This window comes from Rurimicrobium arvi (assembly GCF_039540495.1).
Lineage (GTDB): Bacteria > Bacteroidota > Bacteroidia > Chitinophagales > Chitinophagaceae > Rurimicrobium > Rurimicrobium arvi.
Map to the genome: position 1 here is coordinate 306,115 of NZ_BAABEZ010000022.1, position 22,251 is coordinate 328,365.

The following is a 22,251-nucleotide window of genomic DNA, read 5'->3' on the forward strand; positions in this document are numbered from 1 at the left end:
TAATGTTACATAACGAGCCTAATTTCGTCCAAATTTTTTCGATACATTAACATAACCTTAATGAAGAAGATTCTGTTACCGGCGCTGTTCTTTGCAGCAATTTCGGGAGCGAAGGCGCAAGGCGGTCACCTCAGTGGTGATTTGATGACCAATATTAACTTCTTTCAACCGGATGATAAGATCATACCGGCAAACAATCCACTTTACGACAAGTATAAGAGCGGAGGAGAAGGCTGGCTGAGTCTGCGTTACACGCAAAACGGCTTTACGGGCTTCCTGCGGGTAGACGCTTTTCAGAACTCGAACCTGAAAAACCTTACCAGTCCTGTTACCGCTTTTGGTATCGGTGCGTTTAATTTAACCAAAGACTTTAACGACCTGTCTATCACAGCCGGCTATATCTATGATCAGATCGGCAGCGGAATTCTTTTCCGGTCTTATGAAGACCGCGGTCTGCTGATCGATAATGCGCTTGTAGGCTTATCTGCAAAATACCGCATTACCGATAATATATTTATCAAAGGGCTGGCCGGACAACAAAAAGACAACAGGGCTAATGTGGGTGCTTTATACGCACCTGTATTCAAAGCTATAAATGTGGAAGGCGATTTCAACGTCGGAAAAGTACATCTGACACCGGGAGCTGCAGCATTGAACAGAACGTTGGATCAGACGGCAATCGACGAACTCGTAAGCGAAATAAACGTCGCTCCCGTTGCGAATCGTTTTATTCCCAAATACAACATGTATGCATTCACTGCATACAATACACTCACGTATGAAAATCTTTCCTGGTATGCAGAAGCAGCTTATAAGACTGACGAAGCAATCCGCGTAAATGGTGCATTGAAGAACTCCAGCGGAACCACGTTGTACTCTACATTAGGCTGGGCACGTAAAGGAATCGCCGTAAACCTTACCGCTAAACGCACGGACAATTTCGTGATGCGTACGTCTCCGTCACTGACCCTGCTGAACGGTATGGTAAACTGGCAACCTGTGGTAGCGGTGATCCGTCCGCACCGTCTGCTGGCGCGCTACACTCCGGCTTCTCAGGATGCATCGGAAATGGCTTACAAAGCAGATATGTTCATTGCACCGAGCGATGATTATAACATCAATATCAACTACACGCACACAAATAAGCTCACCGGCGAAAGTCTTTACCGTGAACTTTACATAGACGGTGAATACCGCGGATTTAAGAAATGGATACTGGGTGGCGGTGTGCAGTATATGGAATACAATCTCCAGGTGTATCGTACCGAAAACCTGCCTTACATGTTCTCAATCACACCATTTGCGGAGGTGACTTACCGTATCAATGAGAATCACGCGATCCGTACGGAATGGGAATATCAGAGCACCAAACAGGATATGGGAAGCTGGTTGTATGGTCTTGTGGAATACACCATTGCACCGAAATGGTCCTTTGCATTGTCCGACATGTATAACATCAAACCTACTGCAGGTTACGACAAGCTGCATTATTACAACATATTCGCCGCTTATACCAAAGGACCGCATCGTTTCTCTCTCGCTTACGTGAAGCAGGTGGCAGGTATCAACTGTACCGGTGGTGTCTGCCGATACGAGCCTGCGTTCAGCGGTGTGCGCGGAACAATCACAACCAGTTTCTAATCCCAATTTATTCCGGTAAAATGATTCAGGCATCTTTAAAGAAGAATGATAAAACTGCCCGGCTGCTGATCCTGACCGTATCTTTTGTAGTTTTTGCCGCAGTTGTGTTATTGAGTAAAATCAAGCTTGAGGTGGATCTGGGCTTCAATCCGCACCTGTTCGCTACGGCAAATGCGATCATCAACAGCATCGTTTCCGTTTTGCTGGTGTGGGCTTTTGTTGCCGTAAAGCAGAAAAACTATGAGCGGCATAAAAATATCATGCTTGCGGCTATGTTGTTATCTGTGCTTTTTTTGCTGAGCTATATTGCACATCACCTGTTTAACGGAGAGACAAAATATGGCGGCGACGGAGCGTTGAAAAGCATCTATTATTTTATTCTGTTGACACACATTCCGCTTGCAGCTATTATTCTGCCCTTCATCCTGTTTACCGCTTACCGCGGACTGACTGCGGAATTCGGGGCGCATCGCAAGCTTGCGAAATACACCTTCCCGCTTTGGTTGTACGTAAGCATTACCGGAGTGCTGGTTTACCTGTTGATCTCTCCTTATTACACATAATCACTGTTATTCATTAACATAAAGCTCTCCGTTCCCGGGGAGCTTTTTTTATTTCACATAAGGGTATTTTGATTGCTCTTTAAAAAGAGTAAATTTGTTGGCATCCGAAATATCCATATCTGTAAACTTTAAAATGTATAGCATAGATGAAAAAACAAATACGCTTATTTTTTCTGGCCATTCTTGCTTCCGGTGTATCGCATGCGCAATCCGCAACAGACCCGGTCGCAAACAGTAAAAGATTTTTTGTGAACTGTGTTCGCCACTGCCGGGTGGACGACAGTAAAATTCTCAGTGCCTTTAAGAAGAACGGCAATACCCAGATATTTTTCTATGATACCCATCAGTCGCCGGACCTTGCAGATCTGCTTTTTTTCACCGATAAAAGAGATAAGCAATTTGCTCAGACAGAGGATGGCGTTATTCCTGTTGCTGCGGGCTTTCCGGCAAAGATGAACGTTCAGGAGCTTGCCGACAGCAATGCGCTGACGAATGCACAGCATTATGACATAAAGGTCGCTGTATCGGATGTGATGCAGGATAGCGAAAACACGTATGTCTCGTTCCGTTTTAAATCCATAGGGGATCTTGCGGCTTTCTATACAGGCTATCTGCTGTGTAAATACGACAGTAAAGGCAGGCTAGTCAAGTACAGTCTTATTGAAGAGTAAAAAAAAGAACAGCAGTTGTGCTGTTCTTTTTCGTTTTATCCGGAATTGATTTAGCGGCGCTGTCTGAAGCGGTCACTAACCACCATTTCTTTGCTTCCGGGAGTATATTTATAGAAACCTTCTCCGCTTTTTACACCCAGATATCCGGCCTGAACCATATTAGCGAGCAAAGTGGCGGGAGCATATTTCTGATTGCCGAAACCCATGTGCAGCACGTTCATGATGCTGAAGCAGGTATCCAGGCCAATAAAGTCTGCAAGTTGCAAGGGCCCCATCGGATGAGCCATGCCAAGTTTCATAATGGTATCGATATCCTGAACATCTGCAACACCTTCCTGCAATGCAAGAATAGCTTCATTGATCAGGGGCATCAGAATACGGTTGGAAATAAAGCCGGGGAAATCATTCACCACGCAGGGAACCTTATTAATGAAAGTTGTCAGTTCGCGGATCACATCCGTTACTTCCTGGTCGGTGGCATAGCCGTTGATGATTTCCACCAGACGCATTACGGGTACAGGATTCATAAAGTGCATGCCTATTACCTTACCGGGACGTTTGGTATGCGATGCGATGCGTGTAAGCGAAATGGAAGAAGTATTGGAAGCGAGGATTGTTTTCGCCGGAGCCAGTTCATCAAGTTGCTGAAAAATTTTTACTTTCAGATCGATGTTTTCAGTAGCTGCTTCAACGATCAGATCGGCATCAACCACCGCATTGGCCATTTCTGTAAACGTGGTGATATTTCCGAGTGCTGCAGCTTTTGCTTCTTCGGTAAGCGCTCCTTTAGCAATCTGGCGGTCCATATTTTTACCTATGGTTGCCACGGCTTTATCGAGTGCGTCCTGACGGATATCCATCAGACTTACATTGAATCCGGCCTGTGCGAACACGTGTGCAATACCATTGCCCATTGTACCGCTGCCAACAACCGTAATGTTTTTGATGCTGTTCATTTTTGTGATTTAATGCTTTTTTGAGTGTCGCAAATGTAGGGTATGTAAGTGTTAGAAATAAAAAAAGCGGCAGAAATCTTTCCACCGCTTTTCAATCGTTTTTGAACATTTCTGGCGATTAGCCTTCTGTTTGCTCAGCTGGAGCTTCAGAAGCACTTTCTTCGCTGTTTACCGTTTCTGCGGTTGCAGCAGCTACCTTGGCTGCATTTTTCTCTTCCACTTTACGTACTGATTCAGCGGAAATTGCATGACGCTTGTCGGATTTATGCTTGCGATGAGCCTCCTGGCGTTTAGCAACAGTAGTTTCATGCTCAGCAATCCATTTGTCAAATTTGTCCTGAACTGCGCTTTCGTCGAACAAGCCGAGGGAAACACCGCGTTTCAGGTGACGCAGATACAATACACCTTTATAAGAGAGGATATTTCTGCAAGTGTTTGTTGGTTGAGCTCCATTCTCCAACCAGTACAAAGAACGCTCACGATCCAGGAAAATTGTAGCCGGAACGGTCAGCGGATTGTAGGTACCGAGTTTCTCGATGAAACGGCCATCACGCGGAGAAACGCTGTTTGCAACAACGATGAAATAAAACGGTCTTTTCTTAGACCCGTGGCGCTGAAGGCGAATGTTAACTGACATAATAGAAATTATTTAGTTAGTGTAAAAAAAATGAATTGGAACGCGAAGTTAGGTATAATATTCCGTTATTGCCAAATATTTTATTCCAAAAACGAATGCAATCAGTAACTTGCCCTGAATTCCACCTTTAACGATACATGAAGATTGCGATTGTGAACGGCCCCAACCTGAATCTCACGGGTTCGCGCGAGCCGCAAATATACGGCAGAACAGATTTCGATACGTTACTGTCAACGCTTCGCAGCGCTCATCCGGATGTGGAAATAGTTTATTTTCAGAGCAATATAGAAGGTGCCTTAATCGATTTCCTGCACAGTTGCATCGGTAATACTCAAGGAATTATTCTGAATGCAGGTGCCTATACGCATACGAGTATAGCGCTTGCAGATGCCATCAGCGCTGTTGCAATACCCTGTATCGAATTGCATCTTTCCAATGTGTTTGCGCGGGAAGAATACCGGAAGACTTCTTATATAGCATCCAAATGTATCGGCAGCATATCCGGTTTGGGTATGTACGGCTATAAACTGGCTTTGGCATATTTTATAAACGCGGGAGAAGATGCATCGTAAAAAAATCCTTTTCCTGCTGCCCTACCCTTTGCATAAAGCGCCTTCTCAGCGTTTCCGTGTAGAAAATCTCCTTTTCCTGCTGGACGGAAAATTTGAGTATGAGTTATCCACCTTTCTTTCGGAGGACGACTGGAAAATATTATACCAGCCGGGGCATCACGTACAGAAAGCGCTTGGTATCGCCAGAGGTTTCCTGCGCCGTGCCGCGCTTGTATTGTTCGGGTCATTCCGGTACGATTACATATTTATACACCGGGAGGCGGCCCCGCTCGGACCACCCGTTTTTGAATACATACTGGCGCGGATCCTGCGCAAGAAATATATTTTCGATTTCGACGACGCGATCTGGATTCCCAATACTTCAGCACAAAATAAAATTGCTTCACGACTTAAATGTTTCTGGAAAATACGTCCCATATGCCGCTGGGCACACCGTGTGTCGGCAGGGAATGATTTTCTTGTGAACTATGCCGAACATTCCGGCCGAAAAACACCGGCCACACGCATTCCTACAGTCGTGAACACGGAAACGCGTTACAACAGGATAAAGCAACATCAGGAAGGCCGTGTGGTGGTGGGATGGACAGGCAGTCATTCCACCCTGAAATTCCTGGAACCGCTTATGCCGGTGATACAAAGGCTGCAAAAAGAATGTGATATAGACTTCCTTGTAATTGCGGATAAAAAGCCTGATCTGCCGCTGAGCGACTGGCAATTCTGTCCCTGGAACGAGCAAACGGAAATCGAGGACCTGCTGAAAATTGATGTGGGCGTGATGCCCCTGGTGCATGATGCCTGGAGTGAAGGCAAATGCGGCTTCAAGCTGATTCAGTATCTGTCGCTGGGTATTCCTGCCGTTGCAAATTCGGTAGGTGTGAACAAGCTCATTGTGGAAGATGGAATCAATGGCTTCCTGGCTGATGATGATGACCGGTGGTATCTGTCTTTGAAGCAGCTGATTACGGATGCATCTTTGAGGAAGCGTATGGGCGAATCAGGAAGAGCTAAAATGGTGGCCGGATACAGCATTTCATCTCAATCCGAAGCTTTCCTCGGATTATTCAGTTAAGCCTATTTGCTGATGCGCATTTTGTGCATTCTGAAAAAGAATTTCGACAAAGGGATCGGCATATGACTCAATGTGCCTACAACAAAAGTCGCCAGCCGTTTATAGCCCCTTACTACTGAAAGCCGCTCGCGGCAGAGCACTCTTTTCCCCGAAACAAGGTAATAAATAGCGGAGCCGAGATACTTTTTATTCAGGTAATCCGGATAGATATAGTCAAGATTATGCTGTTTGACAAAGTCGATCGTAATATCCTGCTGCAATGCAAACTTCAGCGAATTTTTGATAAAATTCTTGTATGATGTAAGCCGGAACGGAGCATCCGCATTTACTTTTACCAGGTGGAAATCAAAAGCCGGAATCTGAAAACGTGAGCTGATATACAACCAGGTCAGGTGTTCGCAGCCCACCCCTACAATTTCAGGATAGTCCAGGTAACGCAGCAGTTGCTGGGTAAACAGTTTTCGCTGGATCACCGGGGTAAAATCTCCATGCAATGTTTCGTCCATTATCTCCCGTGCGCTGATCATCTGAAAATCGGAAGGCACATGCCCGTTGCTGGTTGCGAAGAAGAAAACAGGATACCGTTCCTTGTCCGGGATATTTGTCGCCTTTTCAAGTGCCTGCAAAACCGAACCGTCCAGGAATTCGTCATCATCATCGAGCATCAGTATCCAGTCACCGCTTGCCAGCGCGATACCTTCGTTGCGTGCTTCCTGCGGACCGATATTGCGCACCAGTCTTTTGTACACTACATTATCCCATTTGAATTCAGACAGATCCACTTTCTCCAGTGAGCAGTCGTCGATCACCACCACTTCAATGGTCAATTGCGGGCTTTTCTGACGAAAAACCGAACGTATGGCCCTGTTGAGTAAACGGGGGCGGTTGTAAGTGGGAATGACTACCGATATATTGTACATGAACGGCTTTTAATGCAGTGCAGCATTTATACGCCTGCAAAGAAAACTATTTTACGCAATGATCCCAATTAAAACACGCTAAATAACTACCTGTGCCTGCGTTTGCGATACACCGGTTATTTCCCGGAACGAATTCTGACTTTCCGCAATAGCAGCTTTAGCACACCCGCTTCTTCAAAGCGCAGCAGAAAAAGTGCTGACAAAATCAGGAGCGAATGAGAAAATGCCATAAAAGCAAGCCTGAAAACCGGCGATTCTATCCGGGCCAGCGTTGTTACAGCTGCAGCTGCCAGCGCCGAGCAGATACAAAGCAATGCGACACTGAGAAGCCTGAGCAATAACTTTCTCTCAGAAAGGCCTGCGGCAATCAGTAAGGAAAATCCCATAATGTATTGCGCAACAGACCACGTGCACGCAAAAACAGGGATACCTTTTTCGCGGAACAGGTAATAGTTGGCTACAACCGGCAATAACTGTGATACGGCAGCAATTGCAGCATATATACCGGATCTTTTTTGCAGCAGTAACACCTGGCCCATGATCACACATAATACCGTACCGGGGAGTCCTGCTGCAAACCACTGAAGCGCGCTGATAAGATCCGGCGCCCAGTATTGCTCGAATTTTCCATGTAATAAAAACGAAGAGACAAGTTCCGGAGCGCCGTATGTACATACAAATATTACCGGGGCAAGCACCAGCAGACAGCTGCGCATAAACAGATAACATTCCTTCTTAAATGCCTTTCCGGTAATGCCGGAGCGGGATAAAAGCGTGGATAACAAGGGCGCGACCACCGCCGTTGCAAGCGACACGATTAATATTACCGGCGCATCGGTGAATTTCCTCGCGTAATCCAGCGCAGCATTACTCCCCATTCTCAGGTAGCTCAGCATCCGCCTTTCCGACCAAACATTGAACTGGGCAGCCAGAGCCGAGCCGTAAAGTGGCGCCGTAAAAAGCAGAAATGGTTTTACGGAAACATGCTGTGCGACGGGTGGAGTTTTGTCAAACAGGCCCAAACGCGCAACCTGCCGCAATAACAGCAGCAGTAACAGGATCAGGCTTATGTAATTTGCCCATACAAATGCATACACGCCAAGCAGGTCGCCCGCGATCCACAGCAGGAGTATATTGAGTACAATTGTAAATAGCGACAGTAATTCCGGCAGGTAAAATGAGCGGTAACAATTCAGTAAAGCGGTAAGCAGGCTGGTCCATTCGCTGATAAGCAGCACGGGGGCCAGGTACAGGGTCATCAGACGGATCTGCTCCTGATCGGCGCGCCGGAAATATCCCGGTGCAATGAATTGCATGAACGTCCCGGAACAGCATACGATAAATATGACCGACGCTATTGCAACAATACTGACAAACAGCAGCAGACTTCTGGTTGAGGCCAGCGCAAACGCAGCTCCCTGCTCGTTACGCAGTTGCAGAAACCTGGCGCGGAATGTTTCATTGAGCGGAGTAAAGAACAGTTTAAACAACCACATCTGTGCTCCCCAGCCGATCACCCAGGCTTCCCTTTGTACACCTGCGCCGAACATGGATGCGGATAGCAGTACAAGGCATAAGGTGAGCACTGCCTTCAGCAATTGCATGCATGCATACAGTAATGTAAGCATGCGCGGGGATTGCAATATGGATGAAGGAGGCCGCATACGCCTGTCAGAAAAGAAGCTTCCTGGAAAGCGGTTTGTTTTTATAGTATATCAGGATCAGCGCCACCGCATACAGGGGCAGGCAGGGGATTTTATACCGGGATAACGCGCCGAAATTATACGTGGAGACACCCACCGAAAATGCGAATATGATTGAAAATAAGAGACAGAACTGGATATTCGGATCTGACGAAATTGTTCGCCAGATAAGTACAGGACCGACTGTAAACAGAATTTTGAGTGTAATGTAAAAAAATATCAGCGCCTCCAAAGCACTTAAAAAAACAAGTGGTTTACCCGCTTCCCATAAGTAAGGCCGGAACAACGTTACATTCACCGCCTGCGGAAATTTGGACAACAAACCCACAATATCCGGGCTGAAAGCACCGAGATCATACGACGATCCCTGATCACCTGAAGAGTATGCGATCCATTCTCTTGTAACCAGTGATGTTTTGGCAATATTATTCAGTGAATAACGTCCGAGATAAGAACCGTAATAGGAGTAGGCAAATGCGAACAGGGCCAGCGCCATTCCCAGGATCACGAATTTAGCCGAGAAGCGCAATACGGAAGGACGTATTTTATGTGAATAATAGAACAGAATCCACAACGCTACGGCCGGTAAAAACGAAATAAGAATGTAGATCTTCACGAGCGCCAGCAGGTAAAAGCTGAGTAACAGCATTGTAATATTCGCCAGAGACATATTCCGCTCTATCAGCAGCTGGAAAACCGAATAGAGCATCCAGCCCAGCGCAAACATACAGATTGTATCCTTGAAGATACCGGAACCCCAGAGCAGACAGGAGGGAATAAACAGCGTTGCGGTGGCGATATGTTTCTGAAAGCCGGGATACTGCCGCACAAACGTGAGAAACATTGCCCATATACCGCTGAACGAAAGCGCAGCAAAAAGTACAGAAGTAGGTAAATAGGTATTGAACGAGATCCCGGAAAGGAACGCGGTGATACAGCAGACTATGTAGGAGCTTTTATCATTGTACCATTCCATGCGGGAGATATAGTTAAAATACTCTCCGTCATAGGAGTTAGGAATATGAAACAATAAATTGATCCACTTCTGGAAAGACTCCGAAAAAGATTCATTGATCACCTGAGAGTGATAGAAATAGTAAGAAGTGTCTCCCCCGGCGTAGTAATACTGATAGATCAGGCCTATCAGCAATGCGCCTGCGATCTTCACCGAGAGCCCCCACATAAAATATCTGCGCCAGGGATGTCCTGCCGGGTAAAGACGATTGCGTACCACCACACCCAAAGCTATTACCAACCCAACATAAATAGGTAGCAAAGCATAATCCAGCCAGGTAATAAATTGCATGCGGAACTTATATTTTCAGAAATGATGATAATGGTTTTGTGGCCTTGCCCGAACGGTAATAGATCAGCACTATAGCCATGCCGAACAGCGGCAGACATGGAACACGATATCTTGAGAGAGAGCCATAGTTGCCTGAAACCAATCCGACCGCAAATCCGAATATGATCGTAAACACCACAAAAAACTGGATATTCGGATCCCGAGAAATGGTACGCACTATGGTTCGGGGGCCTACAACAAAAAGCAATTTCAGTGAAAGATACAGGAATATCATTGCCTCGAGCGAGCTCATTAATACGATCACTTTACGGGCCTCCCATATAAAGGGACCGTATAAAGCAATGGTCAGCGCCTTGGGAAAAACCCGTATAAATCCTTTTGCACTTCCGTCGATTGTACCAAGGTCATATCCGGATCCATGGTATATCTCGGATTGCTCCAATACATACAAGCGCGTCGTTTCGGCTGTTTTCGCAATATTATCCAGGGCATAACTCCCCAGTTTATCTTCAAAAAACTGCAACAGCAAATAAACTGCCGACACGCTGATCAGCAGCAGGGAGATTTTTGCGAAGGCACGATACGCCGTGTTTTTGATTCCATTGGTGTAAACGAACGTAAGCCACATAAAGATCGAGGGTCCGAGGGCGAGAATGATGTACACCTTCACAATAGCCACCAGGATAAACGACATCATCAGCAGGAATATGTTACTGAATGAAAAGTTTTTTTGCACCAGCAGCTGGAAAACACAATAGATGAGCCAGCCCATTCCGAACATACACAGCGTGTCCTTAAAGATCCCGGAACTCCATACATAACAACTCGGAATGAACATTACCGCGATCGCCACCTGGCGCAGATATTCCGGATATTGTTGCGCAAATGTGCGGAACAGTGCCCATACTCCGGTAAAGCTGAGCACGGCAAACAACATGGATGTGGCAATAAACGAGGAAAACGTAAACAGATTAAAGAACGCCGCCAACGCGATTACGATATACATGTTCGCACCGAAATACCATTCCATCCTCGAAATATATTGCTGATAATCGGTGGAATACATATCGGGAATATGCAGCAGTAATTTAAATCCGTTGAAAGGATCGGTCATGATCGCTTCATCGACTACGAGCGACTGGAAATAATAAGCCGCAGTATCTCCTCCCCCGTAATTATACTGATAGATCATACCGATCAGAATGGCCCCGAACAGTTTTAATCCCAATCCGGGCAGGAAATACTTACGCCAGGGGTGGCCGGGAGGATAATGCCGGTTTCTGAACTGGTTGGCAAACACTAAAATAAGCAACAGGTAAGTCGGCAGAAGGATATAATCCAGTATTGTTATAAATTGCATGCCTTTTACGCTTCGTCTTTAAAGTGTTTGTAAATTCTCGGATTCTTCATGTGCGGCATTACCGGCTATTACTCTTTTTCAAATGCTACGGCTCACACGCTAGCAAATGTACAGCAATCGAACCAAAAATTGGAAAGACGGGGGCCGGACACTGGAAATGTAGTGGTATCCGGGAACGTGGCTCTGGGTCATCGTCGCCTGTCTATTATTGACACTTCAGGAGGCGCATCACAGCCTATGTGGGACCCTTCCGGCAGGTACGTGATCGTTTTCAACGGGGAAATTTTCAATTTCCGGGAATTAGCCGATCGGCACCTGGATGATTATAAGGCTTCCTACGGGCTTTTTCGCACCCATTCCGATACGGAAGTCTTGCTGGCTTTGCTGATTACATATGGTAAACAGTGTCTTGGCTGGCTGCATGGTTTTTTTGCGTTTTCGTTTTATGATACGCAAAGCGGCGAAATGCTGATCGCGCGCGATCCCTTTGGTAAAAAACCGTTGCTCTATTATGATACTGCCGACGGACTCGCATTCGCATCTGAAATGAAAGCTTTGCTGGAATGGGATGTACCGCGGGAGATCGACATGTCGGTGCTGCATCTGTACCTGCAACTGAATTACGTACCGCAGCCCTGCAGCATGATCCGCGGCGTAAAAAAACTGATGCCGGGACAGGTGATGCATGTAAATGCGAAAGGAGTTGCTTCGCTGGAGACCTATTACCGTACAGCGATCCGCCCGGATTGCTATAATCTTTACAGTTACGAAGAAGCAGGAGCCGAACTCGTGAAGCGCATGGACGCTTCCGTAAAGGAACGGATGATCTCCGATGTGCCGATCGGAGCATTTCTCAGCGGTGGTATAGACTCTTCCGTAATCGTCGCATTGGCCAGCCGCTACACCGAAAAGCTCAATACATTTTCGGTCGGCTATAAAGACAATGCTTTTTTCGATGAAACAAGCTATGCCCTGCTCGTTGCAAAAAGATACAAAACCAATCACCATGTATTTTCTTTATCCAACAACGACTTCCTCGAACATCTGGACGGAATGCTGGATTACATCGACGAACCCTTTGCCGATTCATCAGCAATACCTGTATATATATTAAGTCACTATACCCGAAAACACGTAACCGTTGCCCTAAGCGGTGATGGTGCTGATGAGGTTTTCTCGGGCTACAACAAGCATGCTGCGGAATGGAAAATGCGGCAGGCTTCCCTGGCACGGGAGCTGGTGAAAGCGGGAGGTCCGTTATGGGCGGCATTACCGCATAGCCGTAATAATAAATGGACAAACAAATTCCGTCAATTGCACCGGTTTGCATCCGGCGCCAAATTGTCGGTTCCCGATCGTTACTGGAAATGGGCGACATTCTGCAGTCCGGAAGAAGCAGCCGCTTATTTTAAGGATCAGACACTCAGTAAGGCTGCTCAGGTACGCTCTTCGGAGATCAGACGTGAATTGCTTGCGGGCCTGCGTACAGATGATTTCAATGAAGTGCTGCTGACAGACGTACAACTGGTATTGCTGAACGACATGCTCGTGAAAGTAGATATGATGAGTATGGCCAATAGTCTCGAGGTGCGCAGTCCGTTTCTTGCGAAAGAAGTGGTCGACTTTGCATTCACCCTACCCTCTTCTTACAAGGTGGATGCGCAAATGAAGAAAAAAATCGTGCAGGATGCATTCCGGGATATGTTGCCGGAGGAATTATATAATCGTCCCAAACACGGTTTTGAAATACCTTTGCTGGACTGGTTCCGTAAGGAACTATGGAGTATGATCGACGAAGATCTGCTCCGTAAATCGTTCGTGGCGGAACAAGGAATTTTCGACGTTACCGCTACGGAATCACTCAAAAAGAAACTCATCAGTAATAATCCTGAAGACAGCCATGCCACCGTCTGGGCATTGATCGTCTTCCAGTACTGGTGGAAAAAATACATTGCCTGACGCCTATGCCGAGAGTTTTACGAATCCTGAACCGCCTGATCATTGGAGGCCCATCGTTGAATGCAACGTACCTGAGTCGCTATATGGCTCCGGAATTTGAAACAATGCTGGTGATCGGTGGAAAGGATGATCATGAGCAGGACGCCACGCATCTTGCGGAGCGGCTGGACCTGCATCCGGTGGAAGTTCCTTCAATGAAAAGAGCGATTGATCCGCGTGCAGACCGGCAGGCATATATGGAAATTAAAAAGCTCATACGGGATTTCAAGCCGGATATCGTTCATACCCATGCTGCAAAGTCCGGGGCTATCGGGCGGCTGGCTGCTGCGGCATGTGATGTACCCGTTATTGTGCATACCTTTCACGGCCATGTGTTCCATAGCTATTTCAATAAGGCCAAGACGCGCGCCTTTATTGAAATAGAACGTTATCTCGCCCGCAAATCGTCGGGTATCATTGCCATAAGTGATCTGCAGAAGCAGGAGTTAGGTTCCGTCTATCGCATCTGTTCTCCCGAAAAAATAAAGGTGATTCCTCTGGGTCTTGACCTGGATCGGTTTCGTGAAGACCGTGCAGCAAAGCGTGCGCACTTCCGCAATAAATATAAAATCCGCGAAGACGAACTGGCAATCGGCATTATCGGACGAATTGTACCGGTAAAAAACCATGCTCTTTTTGTACAGGCGGCTGCGCGGTTGATGGCCCTGAGCAATAAAAAGTTACGGTTTGTAATAGTGGGAGACGGAGACATGAGACCTCAGATGGAGGCCGAATGGCATGCTGCCGGTATCGGCTATTCTTATTGTCCGGAAAGTATGGATACTGCCACGGCCTTTTGCACTTCCTGGCAAACGGAAATGGATATTGTGCTCGCCGGAATGGATATTGTGGCGCTCAGTTCTCATAACGAAGGTACGCCTGTATCGCTGATAGAGGCGCAGGCTGCCGGTAAAGCTGTTGTCAGTACGGATGTGGGAGGGGTGCGGGATGCTGTGGCCGACGGAAAAACCGGGCTGATTGTGGCGCCGGGAGCTACAGAAGCATTTGCAGACGCCCTGCTCCGGCTTACGGAAAATGATATGCTACGCACCGAAATGGGTATTTCCGGTGCGGAATGGGTGAATGGCAAATTCTCGTATCAGCGGCTTGTAAACGATATGAGCGGCTATTACCACAGTTTGCTGCGCAAAGCGAAGATTCAGTAAGCGACAAACCGGTATATAATCTTTTCCTGCTTGCCTCCCATGTCGCTTTCAGAAATGAGGATCAGTGTGTCTTTATCGAAACGCACATCGTAGTTATTGATAAACCGGTTCACGGAGTCCGTTGAATCGGCATAACTGTGTACGCTGTACCATACCATTTCCTGGTCTACACTGTCGTACAGGGAAATGGAGCCTTTGGCATATTGGTTTTCCGGCAACCCGATATTGTGCAGGAATGTGCGATCCGGATACAGGTTAAGCATGCCACCGTTTGTATCGGGGTAAAACTGTTCGTGCATTCTGTAGGAAGCGGGTTTGTCTGAGCTTTCTTCTGTCTTCCGGTAGAAGCAACGCCAGCGTCCGATGAGCTTACGGTAAGGAAGCCCCCCTTTTGAGGCAGATCCCTCTTTACGTTCATAAGGTTCACCACATGCTGCAATAAAAAGCATCAGCAAAGCGACCAGCGCGAATTTCGGTTTCATCATACAGAATGCGGAATCTGATTTTCGTTTCCGGAGCAAAGGTAATGTACGTGTTTCTGAGTGTGGCGCGTATCGGTTAAAAGTCGGCGAAAAGGTGTATAACCTAAATCGATGCAAAAAGTTTGAAACATCGGCATACAGCACCGTACTTTGTACTCCTAAACAAATCAACACGGTGACGATTATTGAGACGCAACACCTCAGCAAACGTTTCGGTTCTTTCCAGGCCGTAGATGACCTTTCCTTCTCCATCAAAGCCGGAGATGTATATGGGTTTCTCGGACAGAACGGTGCCGGAAAAAGCACTACCATGCGGATGTTGCTGGGACTGATACGACCGGATTCCGGAAAAATTTTCATTAAAGGCAGTTTATACACAGGTAAGGAAGCTCATCTGCTCAGTTATATAGGCGCTATTATCGAGCGACCGGATATGTATGGCTATCTTTCAGGATGGGATAATCTGAAGATCTTTGCAAGACTCAGTTTCCGGCCGATTCCCGATTCGCGGTTGTATGAAATCCTGGAGCTTGTGGGACTTCGCGGGCGTGAACAGGATAAAGTGCGGGCCTATTCCCAGGGCATGAAACAGCGGCTGGGTATTGCCATTGCAATGGTACACAATCCTGAACTGCTGATACTGGACGAGCCAACCAACGGACTCGATCCGCAGGGAATCGCGGAAATGCGTCAGCTTATTAAAACGCTCAGTGCCGACTACGGTAAAACCATTCTGGTTTCTTCGCATCTGCTGTATGAGATCGAGCAGGTGGCCACACGGATGATCATTATTCATAAAGGCAAAAAGATCGTTGAAGGCTCCGTCTCCGAATTGCTGAACCCTTCGGAGACGCTGATAGAAATCAACTGGAATAACAGCGGCGAAGCATTGCAACAACTATCTGCATCCCGCTGGTCGCAGGCAATACAATCGGCCGACACATCGAGGCTTCTGCTGAAAATGCACCCGGACGAAGTGCCCCAACTCAACCGATTGCTGGTAAGCACCGGCGCAGATGTGCTGCAGATACGCAGCCGTCATTCTTTGGAAGACTACTTTATACAACTGACCCATGATGCAGCTGATCCGCATAGAGCTTTATAAGATTTTCCGCAGACCGCGCACGTACATCAGTTTTGCGATCATAGCAGCGATCGCTTTGCTGATCGAACTGGCCATGTATGCCGACGGCGAGACATTCATCGGTTTCGTCACACAGAATGCAACCGAGGGCTTTACACTGGGAGGTAAGCTGATCAATGGTTACCTGATCACTTTTATTATTCTCCAGATGCTGCTCGTACACATTCCCTTGCTGGTCGCGCTCGTAGCAGCAGATGCTGTAGCGGGCGAAGCCAGTCTCGGCACTCTTCGTTTATTGCTCAGCAAGCCGATATCCCGCAGCCAACTGATCCTGTCGAAATATGCAGCGTCGATCATTTACTCACTTGCTTTGCTGCTCTGGCTTGCTTTGATCGGACTCGCAAGTTCCCTGTTCCTGTTCGGTCCGGGCGACCTGATCAACCTGAAGAGCGATACCGTGATCATCCTGCTCGCAAATGACGTGCTATGGCGCTACTGTGCCGCATTTGCATTTGCCGCGCTGGCTATGACGACCGTTTCGGCGCTGGCCCTGCTATTGTCTGTTCTGGCCGACAATGCGATCGGTCCGATCATCGGGACAATGGGTATCATCATTGTACTGACGATTATTACCAACCTTGATCTGCCGGTATTCAACGCAATTAAGCCGGCGCTGCTTACTTCCCATCTGCTTGCATGGAAAGGATTTTTCAGCGAACCCGTACCGGCACGAGCGATCGCACATTCGTGTCTTATACTCACTGCATATGCAGGCGGATTTACGGGACTTGCAATTATTTTATTTAAACGGAAAGACATCCAATCATGATGAAGAAATGCTTTTTACTGTTAACGATCTGCATCCTTTCTGCCAGTCATGCTCTGCTGGCTGCAGGTGATCCCAACCAACTGTTTGTGGATCTTCGTAAAAAAGTCACGTCCGTAAAGGACTATGTTGCCGATGTAAAAATGAACATCTTTGTTTCATTTATGAAGGTTCCGCCGATGAACGGCCGGTTGTACTTTAAGAGTCCGGACAAGGTGAAGCTGGAGCGCAACGGGGGCATCTCCATACTGCCGAAAAAGACGGTCAATATATCACTGAACAACCTGATCCCTTCGGGAAGTGTAACGGTACTCGATGCCGGAACCGAAATGGTGAACGGAACGAATACCCGTATCCTGAAAGTGTTGCCGGACAATGAATCTGCGGATATCATCCTGTCAAAAATATGGGTCGATGAATCCCGCCAGCTTGCGCTGAGAACAGAAACAACCACGCGCGAAAACGGTACGGTGAAAATGGAATTGGAATATGGAAAATATGCGGCCCAGGCACTACCCGATAAGGTAACCATTACGATGGATGTGAAAGATTACAAGATGCCAAAGAGCCTCGCAATGGATTACGATGAGGCAAATGATGCGCAGCTGATGGAACGAGCAAAAAAAGCTAAAGACAAGAAAGGACGCATCCAGATACGCTACCTGTCTTACAGGATCAATTCGGGATTGAGCGATGCTGTTTTTGTGGAAAAGAAAAAATAGCTGATCATTCTGACGGATTATGCCGGTCGCGACTCCACTATGTGCCAATAGCATTAAAGCAACCTAATTGTTCCCGGATACAACCGGCAGGAAAGCAAGAACAGCGGAAAGGTAAGCGGCTCGCTGTTCGGCCTGGATCACATGTCCTGCATTCGGGATCACCTGCAAACGGTGGTCGGGAAACAAACCCAGATATTCTGTTGCGTAACCCCAGGGTTGATTGTCATATTGTCCTTTCAGCAACAGTAAGGGTACGGCGCAATGCTGCAGTTTCTGCCGTGGGTCCGGAGTTTGCCAAAAACTGTTTACAGTCATCAGTTGAGCGTAGTATCCGCCTCCCCCCAAAGCAGGCCTTAAATGTCGTTGGTCTGCGACGGTGGATTTATTTAATTCAATATTGAGCATTGTCTGAAATGCGTCTGCTTCCCGATCAGGCATCAGTTTTGCGCCGAAATTCAAGGCAAAAAAAGCAGCAGCTTTACTGCGCCAGTTGTTTACTTTACGGTTGGCTTCAGCATTGGAAAATGCAGGAGGCTTAAGGTGGAGGCTATCCGGAGCCGGAATCTGCGCGAGTGAATGGTTTACAGGTATGAGCGGACCCGGTCCGCTGAGTACAATACCCGCCACACGATCCGGGTAATCAGCCGTGTACAGGGTGGCTAGTATCGCTCCCCAGGATTGACCGATCAGGATCACTTTTTCAGCCCCGGTTTTGCCTACAATGGCGTTCAGGTCTTCCTTATGCCTCGTGGCTGTGTATGCCCTTATATCTGTGAGTCGCGCGGAATGACCGGAGCCGACCTGATCATAAAGAAACACCTCGTAACCTGAGTTTGCCACCTGACTGAATAAGGAAATGATGGAAGGAGTCACGAATCCACCGGGACCACCCTGCAGAAATATAACAGGGTATGGCTTTGCTTTCCCTTTGGCCGGTATGTGGAGGTATCCGATATGAGAGCCGGTGGGCAAATCCCAGTATTGAAAAGAAGGGTCTGCTTTAAAGGCTGGGACCGTGTATTGTCTCGGAATAAATATAAGGCCCAGGCATACAAGTAGTAAAAAAGTGAGCAGAAACAAAAGTTTACGACGCATAAGCATATAGCTAAGGAACGATTGCGTTCATTGTTGTTTAACGGCTGTTCCGTAAAATTATTGGATATGCAGGTGGTCTTTCTGCCCTATCGCTGCCACATAGGCTTTTTGCGTGTGATTTTTGCATATACCGGACAGTCTTCACTGTGTGCACCGGGCAGGTAGCCGATACTCATCAGAAATTCCCCCACGATCTCGCCTCCCGTAAAACGGAACGTCTTTTTAAACAGTTTGACCCACTCTTCCTTTGTCCTGGGATGATGGTGCTCGAGCCATTTTTCAAACGAACCGAATTCCTGCTGTAATTGTACGATCACCCGTGCATTTTCGATAGCCGCATTTACCTTTAAACGGTTGCGGATAATCGCCGCATCATTCAGCAGGCGTTCCCGGTCTTTTTCTGAGAAGGCAGCCACTGCCGCGATGTCGAAGTTTGCATACGCTTTCCGGAAACCTTCTTCCTTTTTCAGAATCGTTTCCCAGCTGAGCCCGGCCTGGTTGATCTCCATGATCAGGCGACCGAACAATTCATTGTCATCGTGAATAGGAAAACCATAGTGGTGATCATGATAGCGCTGATGCAGAGCTTTACGTTCGGCGGGCTGCATAGTAGGTATAAAAGAACAATAGGACATAAGAAATCAGGGAATAATGAAAATAAAATTGGTTATCACAGCAGCTCCGCGACTTCAACAAGCGCAAATCCTCCGATACCAACAATAAGCCAGAAACTTAACAGAGCGGAGATTATGCGCCAGAGGAAGCCTCCGGGTGTATAAGTGTCTTTGGTAAACTGGTAATACACCAGAAAAATATAACCCATCATCATCAGGAAGCAGACGTACAACCCGAATACATCGGTATGAAAAAGGCCATCACAGATGGTACAAAATATATCCGCAATGGTGAAACTGATCAGCAGACACAAAGCAGGTATTATGTGCTCGGTATAATTCAGCTTCATACGCCGGAAAAACAATAAGGTAGCCAGCGCAAACAGAGGAGCAAGCAACAGAATGAACTGCTGAGGGTGATCCATGATCACTTTTACTAATTTTCTGGAGTTCCTCATTCCCGCCCGCTCTTCAGCATGCGGATCAAGTAAATGTCCGAGCCCGATATCCAGCCCGATCAGCAGCACGAGCAGTGTAAGGAAATTGAAATGACGGATGCGTTTCCCTTCTATATATTCCCGCGCCGTAAACCCGGGACGCAGCAGCATCCCGCGTAGAGTGAATAAAATGCCTTTATCCACATGCAATATCCCATGCAGAAAGTCGTGGGCGATGAAATGAACAATGGACAGGCGATGCGTATTGGCTCGCTGGCCGCAGTTCTCACAGAAATTACCTTTCAGTTCATTTTCGCAATTCAGGCAATGGGAAGACGACATAGTAAGAGGGGTGATTTATCAATCCCCAAATATCTGTCCTCACAGCTTCGAAATCCAATTATGAATTTGTTAATAATATGCAAACAGATTTAATCAATTGATTAAATCAAATAAACAAAGCTACTTTTGACGACGAAGATGAGACAAAAGGAACACATTAATCCCGATGCTTCCACGGAAGAAAAAATAAAAGCTGCTGCCAGGGCCGTTTTTCACGAGAAAGGATATGCAGCCACACGTACGCGGGACATAGCAGATGCAGCGGGTATCAACCTGGCCTTGCTGAATTACTATTTCCGAAGCAAGGAAAAGCTATTCCACATCATCATGTCGGAAACTTTGCAACAGTTTTTCAAATCACTGATCGTTATATTCAATCATCCCGACAGCACTCTGGAGCAGAAGATTGATGAATTGTGTGCGCGGTATATTGATCAGCTTCTTCGTGAGCCGCAGATCCCGTTGTTCATCATCAGTGAGCTCCGCAGCAATGGCGACGCATTAACACAGAATCACCGGATCAATCTACGTCTGAAGGAAACTGTATTTGCCCGGCAGTTGAAGGAAAGAATCGAGCAGAAAGGCGGCACTCCTACAGAACCGATCCATTTGTTTCTGAACCTGATCGGTATGACCGTGTTTCCGTTTATTGCTCAACCTGTTTTGAAACAGGTAGCAGAAATGGGCGAAGAACAATTTCGTGCACTCATGCTACAGCGTTCAAAAATGATCCCGCAATGGATCAAAAGCATGCTCTAGTGTGCTGTTTTTTTTGCCGCAACTTTAAACAAATGATTAAAACAAATGAATATCACTATGCTTCGTCACAAACTGCTGTTGCTCTGCGCATCATTCTTCGTCATGCAGGTACGGGCGGCTCCGGGTGCCGTAATATCGATTGACAGCTGCTATGCACGTTCGGCAATCCATTATCCGCTCAGCAAACAATACCGGATGCTGACACAATCCGGGAACTGGCAGTTGGACCAGGCTGCAAAAGGATACCTGCCCCAGTTGCTGCTTGCGGGCCAGGCCACGCATCAGTCTGCGGTAACACAATTACCGGTAGATATACCCAACCTGCATATCCCCACGCTTGATAAAACACAGTACCGTGTGTATGGAGAGGTATCCCAGTCTCTTACCGGCTTTCATACGGTAGGCACACAACGTGATCTTATCCGCGACAACACCGAGATGGAATTGCAGAAAAACCGGGTGGAGCTATATAAAGTAAAAGATCGCGTAAACAATCTGTATTTCGGCGTATTGCTTACCGATGCGCAGCTGGCGCAGAATGCGCTGTATAAGCAGGATATACTGGCAGGACTGGACAAAGCGAATACTGCATTTGAAGCAGGAACCATTCTGAAATCAGATGTGGATCAGCTTAAAGTGGAATTACTCAAAGCAGATCAGAAAAACACCGAGCTCCGGGCCAACAGAGTTGCTTATCTGGGTATGCTGTCGGAGCTTACCGGATTAGTGCTTGATACGGATACCCGTTTAATCGTTCCCGCCGCACCTGCCACAACTGCTACCGAAATTACACGCCCCGAATTGAAATTGTATGAGCTGCAGCATGCCTACCTGCGTCGGCAGGAACAATCGGTAAACGATAAATTGCTGCCCAACCTGAGTCTGTTCCTGCAGAGCGGCCTCGGACGACCCGGCCTGAATATGCTCGACAATCAGACAAAAGCGTATTATATAGGCGGCGTAAGGCTCAACTGGACTTTCTCCAATTACTATACTGCCGGTAAAGAAAAGAAACTGCTGCGACTTAACCGGGACATGACAGAGGTGCAGAAAGAAACCTTCCTGATGAACACCCGTATCAGCCGGCAGCAATATAACGCGGAAATAATGAAGCTGGAGCAGATGCTGGCGGGCGACGAGCAGATCATTGCGTTACGTGAAGACATCCTGGTGCAATTCAAAGCGCAATTGACTTACGGAACAACAACCGTTACAGATTATATCACGCAGGCAAATGCCGCAGATCAGGCAAGACAGCTGTATCAGTTGCACAACCTTCAGCTTACACTCGCGAAATACAATTACAAAAATATCAGTGGAGAATAAAC

At 47.1% G+C, this 22,251-nt stretch carries 22 protein-coding genes; 12 read left to right on the plus strand and 10 right to left on the minus strand.

The window, feature by feature from the left end:
• The first annotated feature begins 60 nt into the window (after positions 1-60).
• From ABD846_RS08065 to ABD846_RS08075, 3 genes are all read left to right on the plus strand, one after another.
• The gene (locus tag ABD846_RS08065) at positions 61-1,641 is read left to right on the plus strand and encodes a DUF6029 family protein (protein WP_344825002.1); all 1,581 of its coding nucleotides are present in this window, start codon (positions 61-63) and stop codon (positions 1,639-1,641) included.
• Positions 1,642-1,661: 20 nt separating this feature from the next.
• Positions 1,662-2,204: a DUF420 domain-containing protein gene (locus tag ABD846_RS08070; RefSeq protein ID WP_344825005.1), complete on the plus strand. Its 543-nt coding sequence runs from the start codon at positions 1,662-1,664 to the stop codon at positions 2,202-2,204.
• Between the two features lie 146 nt (positions 2,205-2,350).
• A complete protein-coding gene (locus ABD846_RS08075; protein WP_344825008.1) occupies positions 2,351-2,875 on the plus strand; it encodes a hypothetical protein in 525 nt (174 codons plus the stop codon).
• A 50-nt stretch (positions 2,876-2,925) separates the two neighbouring features.
• Here ABD846_RS08075 and ABD846_RS08080 read toward each other — a convergent pair whose 3' ends face one another.
• Positions 2,926-3,831, minus strand: coding sequence for a 3-hydroxyacyl-CoA dehydrogenase family protein (locus ABD846_RS08080; RefSeq protein ID WP_344825011.1), 906 nt, complete (start codon positions 3,829-3,831; stop codon positions 2,926-2,928).
• A gap of 118 nt (positions 3,832-3,949) precedes the next feature.
• Positions 3,950-4,468 (minus strand): 30S ribosomal protein S16, encoded by a 519-nt coding sequence (rpsP, locus tag ABD846_RS08085; RefSeq protein ID WP_344825014.1) that lies wholly within the window; start codon positions 4,466-4,468, stop codon positions 3,950-3,952.
• 137 nt (positions 4,469-4,605) lie between these two features.
• Between rpsP and aroQ the strand changes: the two genes are divergently transcribed.
• Both aroQ and ABD846_RS08095 read left to right on the plus strand, forming a co-directional pair.
• Positions 4,606-5,040, plus strand: a complete 435-nt coding sequence (gene aroQ / locus ABD846_RS08090) for a type II 3-dehydroquinate dehydratase (protein WP_344825017.1) — start codon at positions 4,606-4,608, stop codon at positions 5,038-5,040.
• On the plus strand, positions 5,030-6,109 hold the full coding sequence (locus ABD846_RS08095; protein ID WP_344825020.1) for a glycosyltransferase: 1,080 nt from the start codon (positions 5,030-5,032) through the stop codon (positions 6,107-6,109). Before aroQ ends, ABD846_RS08095 begins: the two co-directional genes overlap by 11 nt.
• A 2-nt stretch (positions 6,110-6,111) precedes the next feature.
• Here the strand turns inward: ABD846_RS08095 and ABD846_RS08100 are convergent, their stop codons facing one another.
• The 4 genes from ABD846_RS08100 to ABD846_RS08115 all read right to left on the minus strand — a co-directional run bounded on the left by ABD846_RS08100 (position 6,112) and on the right by ABD846_RS08115 (position 11,398).
• Positions 6,112-7,029 carry a glycosyltransferase gene (locus tag ABD846_RS08100; protein WP_344825023.1) on the minus strand — a complete coding sequence of 306 codons (918 nt, stop codon included), beginning with the start codon at positions 7,027-7,029 and terminating at the stop codon, positions 6,112-6,114.
• Positions 7,030-7,145: 116 nt separating this feature from the next.
• Positions 7,146-8,657, minus strand: coding sequence for a lipid II flippase MurJ (locus ABD846_RS08105; RefSeq protein ID WP_344825026.1), 1,512 nt, complete (start codon positions 8,655-8,657; stop codon positions 7,146-7,148).
• 43 nt (positions 8,658-8,700) lie between these two features.
• Positions 8,701-10,038, minus strand: coding sequence for a hypothetical protein (locus ABD846_RS08110; RefSeq protein ID WP_344825029.1), 1,338 nt, complete (start codon positions 10,036-10,038; stop codon positions 8,701-8,703).
• A 7-nt stretch (positions 10,039-10,045) separates the two neighbouring features.
• On the minus strand, positions 10,046-11,398 hold the full coding sequence (locus ABD846_RS08115; protein ID WP_344825032.1) for a hypothetical protein: 1,353 nt from the start codon (positions 11,396-11,398) through the stop codon (positions 10,046-10,048).
• Between the two features lie 48 nt (positions 11,399-11,446).
• Between ABD846_RS08115 and asnB the strand changes: the two genes are divergently transcribed.
• Complete coding sequence (gene asnB, locus ABD846_RS08120; RefSeq protein ID WP_344825035.1) at positions 11,447-13,357, plus strand: asparagine synthase (glutamine-hydrolyzing); 1,911 nt, start codon at positions 11,447-11,449, stop codon at positions 13,355-13,357.
• A gap of 5 nt (positions 13,358-13,362) precedes the next feature.
• Entirely contained in the window at positions 13,363-14,562 is a 1,200-nt protein-coding gene (locus tag ABD846_RS08125; RefSeq protein ID WP_344825038.1) for a glycosyltransferase, read from the plus strand.
• On the opposite strand, the gene ABD846_RS08130 is transcribed toward ABD846_RS08125, so the two are convergent.
• Entirely contained in the window at positions 14,556-15,047 is a 492-nt protein-coding gene (locus ABD846_RS08130; protein ID WP_344825041.1) for a hypothetical protein, read from the minus strand. The two genes, ABD846_RS08125 and ABD846_RS08130, sit on opposite strands and share 7 nt — an antisense overlap.
• A 172-nt stretch (positions 15,048-15,219) precedes the next feature.
• On the opposite strand from ABD846_RS08130, the gene ABD846_RS08135 reads away from it, so the two are divergent.
• Genes ABD846_RS08135 through ABD846_RS08145 form a run of 3 tightly spaced genes read left to right on the plus strand, consistent with a single transcriptional unit; the run spans position 15,220 to position 17,676 of the window.
• The gene (locus ABD846_RS08135) at positions 15,220-16,149 is read left to right on the plus strand and encodes an ABC transporter ATP-binding protein (RefSeq protein ID WP_344825044.1); all 930 of its coding nucleotides are present in this window, start codon (positions 15,220-15,222) and stop codon (positions 16,147-16,149) included.
• On the plus strand, positions 16,118-16,957 hold the full coding sequence (locus ABD846_RS08140; RefSeq protein ID WP_344825046.1) for an ABC transporter permease subunit: 840 nt from the start codon (positions 16,118-16,120) through the stop codon (positions 16,955-16,957). The genes ABD846_RS08135 and ABD846_RS08140 overlap by 32 nt, the downstream gene beginning before the upstream one ends.
• Entirely contained in the window at positions 16,954-17,676 is a 723-nt protein-coding gene (locus ABD846_RS08145) for a LolA family protein (protein ID WP_344825049.1), read from the plus strand. Before ABD846_RS08140 ends, ABD846_RS08145 begins: the two co-directional genes overlap by 4 nt.
• A 63-nt stretch (positions 17,677-17,739) precedes the next feature.
• Here the strand turns inward: ABD846_RS08145 and ABD846_RS08150 are convergent, their stop codons facing one another.
• From ABD846_RS08150 to ABD846_RS08160, 3 genes are all read right to left on the minus strand, one after another.
• A complete protein-coding gene (locus ABD846_RS08150; protein WP_344825052.1) occupies positions 17,740-18,771 on the minus strand; it encodes an alpha/beta hydrolase in 1,032 nt (343 codons plus the stop codon).
• 86 nt (positions 18,772-18,857) lie between these two features.
• Positions 18,858-19,379, minus strand: coding sequence for a DNA-3-methyladenine glycosylase I (locus tag ABD846_RS08155; protein WP_344825055.1), 522 nt, complete (start codon positions 19,377-19,379; stop codon positions 18,858-18,860).
• A gap of 62 nt (positions 19,380-19,441) precedes the next feature.
• Positions 19,442-20,164 carry a DUF3667 domain-containing protein gene (locus tag ABD846_RS08160; protein WP_344825058.1) on the minus strand — a complete coding sequence of 241 codons (723 nt, stop codon included), beginning with the start codon at positions 20,162-20,164 and terminating at the stop codon, positions 19,442-19,444.
• Between the two features lie 126 nt (positions 20,165-20,290).
• Between ABD846_RS08160 and ABD846_RS08165 the strand changes: the two genes are divergently transcribed.
• Both ABD846_RS08165 and ABD846_RS08170 read left to right on the plus strand, forming a co-directional pair.
• On the plus strand, positions 20,291-20,923 hold the full coding sequence (locus ABD846_RS08165) for a TetR/AcrR family transcriptional regulator (RefSeq protein ID WP_344825061.1): 633 nt from the start codon (positions 20,291-20,293) through the stop codon (positions 20,921-20,923).
• A gap of 57 nt (positions 20,924-20,980) precedes the next feature.
• On the plus strand, positions 20,981-22,249 hold the full coding sequence (locus tag ABD846_RS08170; RefSeq protein ID WP_344825064.1) for a TolC family protein: 1,269 nt from the start codon (positions 20,981-20,983) through the stop codon (positions 22,247-22,249).
• Positions 22,250-22,251: the final 2 nt, after the last annotated feature.

Bases quoted from the DNA above. Each gene is read 5' to 3' on its own strand.
- ABD846_RS08140 (WP_344825046.1), top strand. From the start codon at position 16,118: ATGATGCAGCTGATCCGCATAGAGCTTTATAAGATTTTCCGCAGACCG.
- ABD846_RS08065 (WP_344825002.1), top strand. From the start codon at position 61: ATGAAGAAGATTCTGTTACCGGCGCTGTTCTTTGCAGCAATTTCGGGA.
- ABD846_RS08080 (WP_344825011.1), bottom strand. From the start codon at position 3,831: ATGAACAGCATCAAAAACATTACGGTTGTTGGCAGCGGTACAATGGGC.
- ABD846_RS08160 (WP_344825058.1), bottom strand. From the start codon at position 20,164: ATGTCGTCTTCCCATTGCCTGAATTGCGAAAATGAACTGAAAGGTAAT.
- asnB (WP_344825035.1), top strand. From the start codon at position 11,447: ATGTGCGGCATTACCGGCTATTACTCTTTTTCAAATGCTACGGCTCAC.
- ABD846_RS08170 (WP_344825064.1), top strand. From the start codon at position 20,981: ATGCTTCGTCACAAACTGCTGTTGCTCTGCGCATCATTCTTCGTCATG.
- ABD846_RS08150 (WP_344825052.1), bottom strand. From the start codon at position 18,771: ATGCGTCGTAAACTTTTGTTTCTGCTCACTTTTTTACTACTTGTATGC.
- ABD846_RS08130 (WP_344825041.1), bottom strand. From the start codon at position 15,047: ATGATGAAACCGAAATTCGCGCTGGTCGCTTTGCTGATGCTTTTTATT.
- ABD846_RS08105 (WP_344825026.1), bottom strand. From the start codon at position 8,657: ATGCTTACATTACTGTATGCATGCATGCAATTGCTGAAGGCAGTGCTC.
- ABD846_RS08075 (WP_344825008.1), top strand. From the start codon at position 2,351: ATGAAAAAACAAATACGCTTATTTTTTCTGGCCATTCTTGCTTCCGGT.
- ABD846_RS08110 (WP_344825029.1), bottom strand. From the start codon at position 10,038: ATGCAATTTATTACCTGGCTGGATTATGCTTTGCTACCTATTTATGTT.
- aroQ (WP_344825017.1), top strand. From the start codon at position 4,606: ATGAAGATTGCGATTGTGAACGGCCCCAACCTGAATCTCACGGGTTCG.
- ABD846_RS08125 (WP_344825038.1), top strand. From the start codon at position 13,363: ATGCCGAGAGTTTTACGAATCCTGAACCGCCTGATCATTGGAGGCCCA.
- ABD846_RS08070 (WP_344825005.1), top strand. From the start codon at position 1,662: ATGATTCAGGCATCTTTAAAGAAGAATGATAAAACTGCCCGGCTGCTG.
- ABD846_RS08115 (WP_344825032.1), bottom strand. From the start codon at position 11,398: ATGCAATTTATAACAATACTGGATTATATCCTTCTGCCGACTTACCTG.
- ABD846_RS08095 (WP_344825020.1), top strand. From the start codon at position 5,030: ATGCATCGTAAAAAAATCCTTTTCCTGCTGCCCTACCCTTTGCATAAA.
- ABD846_RS08100 (WP_344825023.1), bottom strand. From the start codon at position 7,029: ATGTACAATATATCGGTAGTCATTCCCACTTACAACCGCCCCCGTTTA.
- rpsP (WP_344825014.1), bottom strand. From the start codon at position 4,468: ATGTCAGTTAACATTCGCCTTCAGCGCCACGGGTCTAAGAAAAGACCG.
- ABD846_RS08145 (WP_344825049.1), top strand. From the start codon at position 16,954: ATGATGAAGAAATGCTTTTTACTGTTAACGATCTGCATCCTTTCTGCC.
- ABD846_RS08155 (WP_344825055.1), bottom strand. From the start codon at position 19,379: ATGCAGCCCGCCGAACGTAAAGCTCTGCATCAGCGCTATCATGATCAC.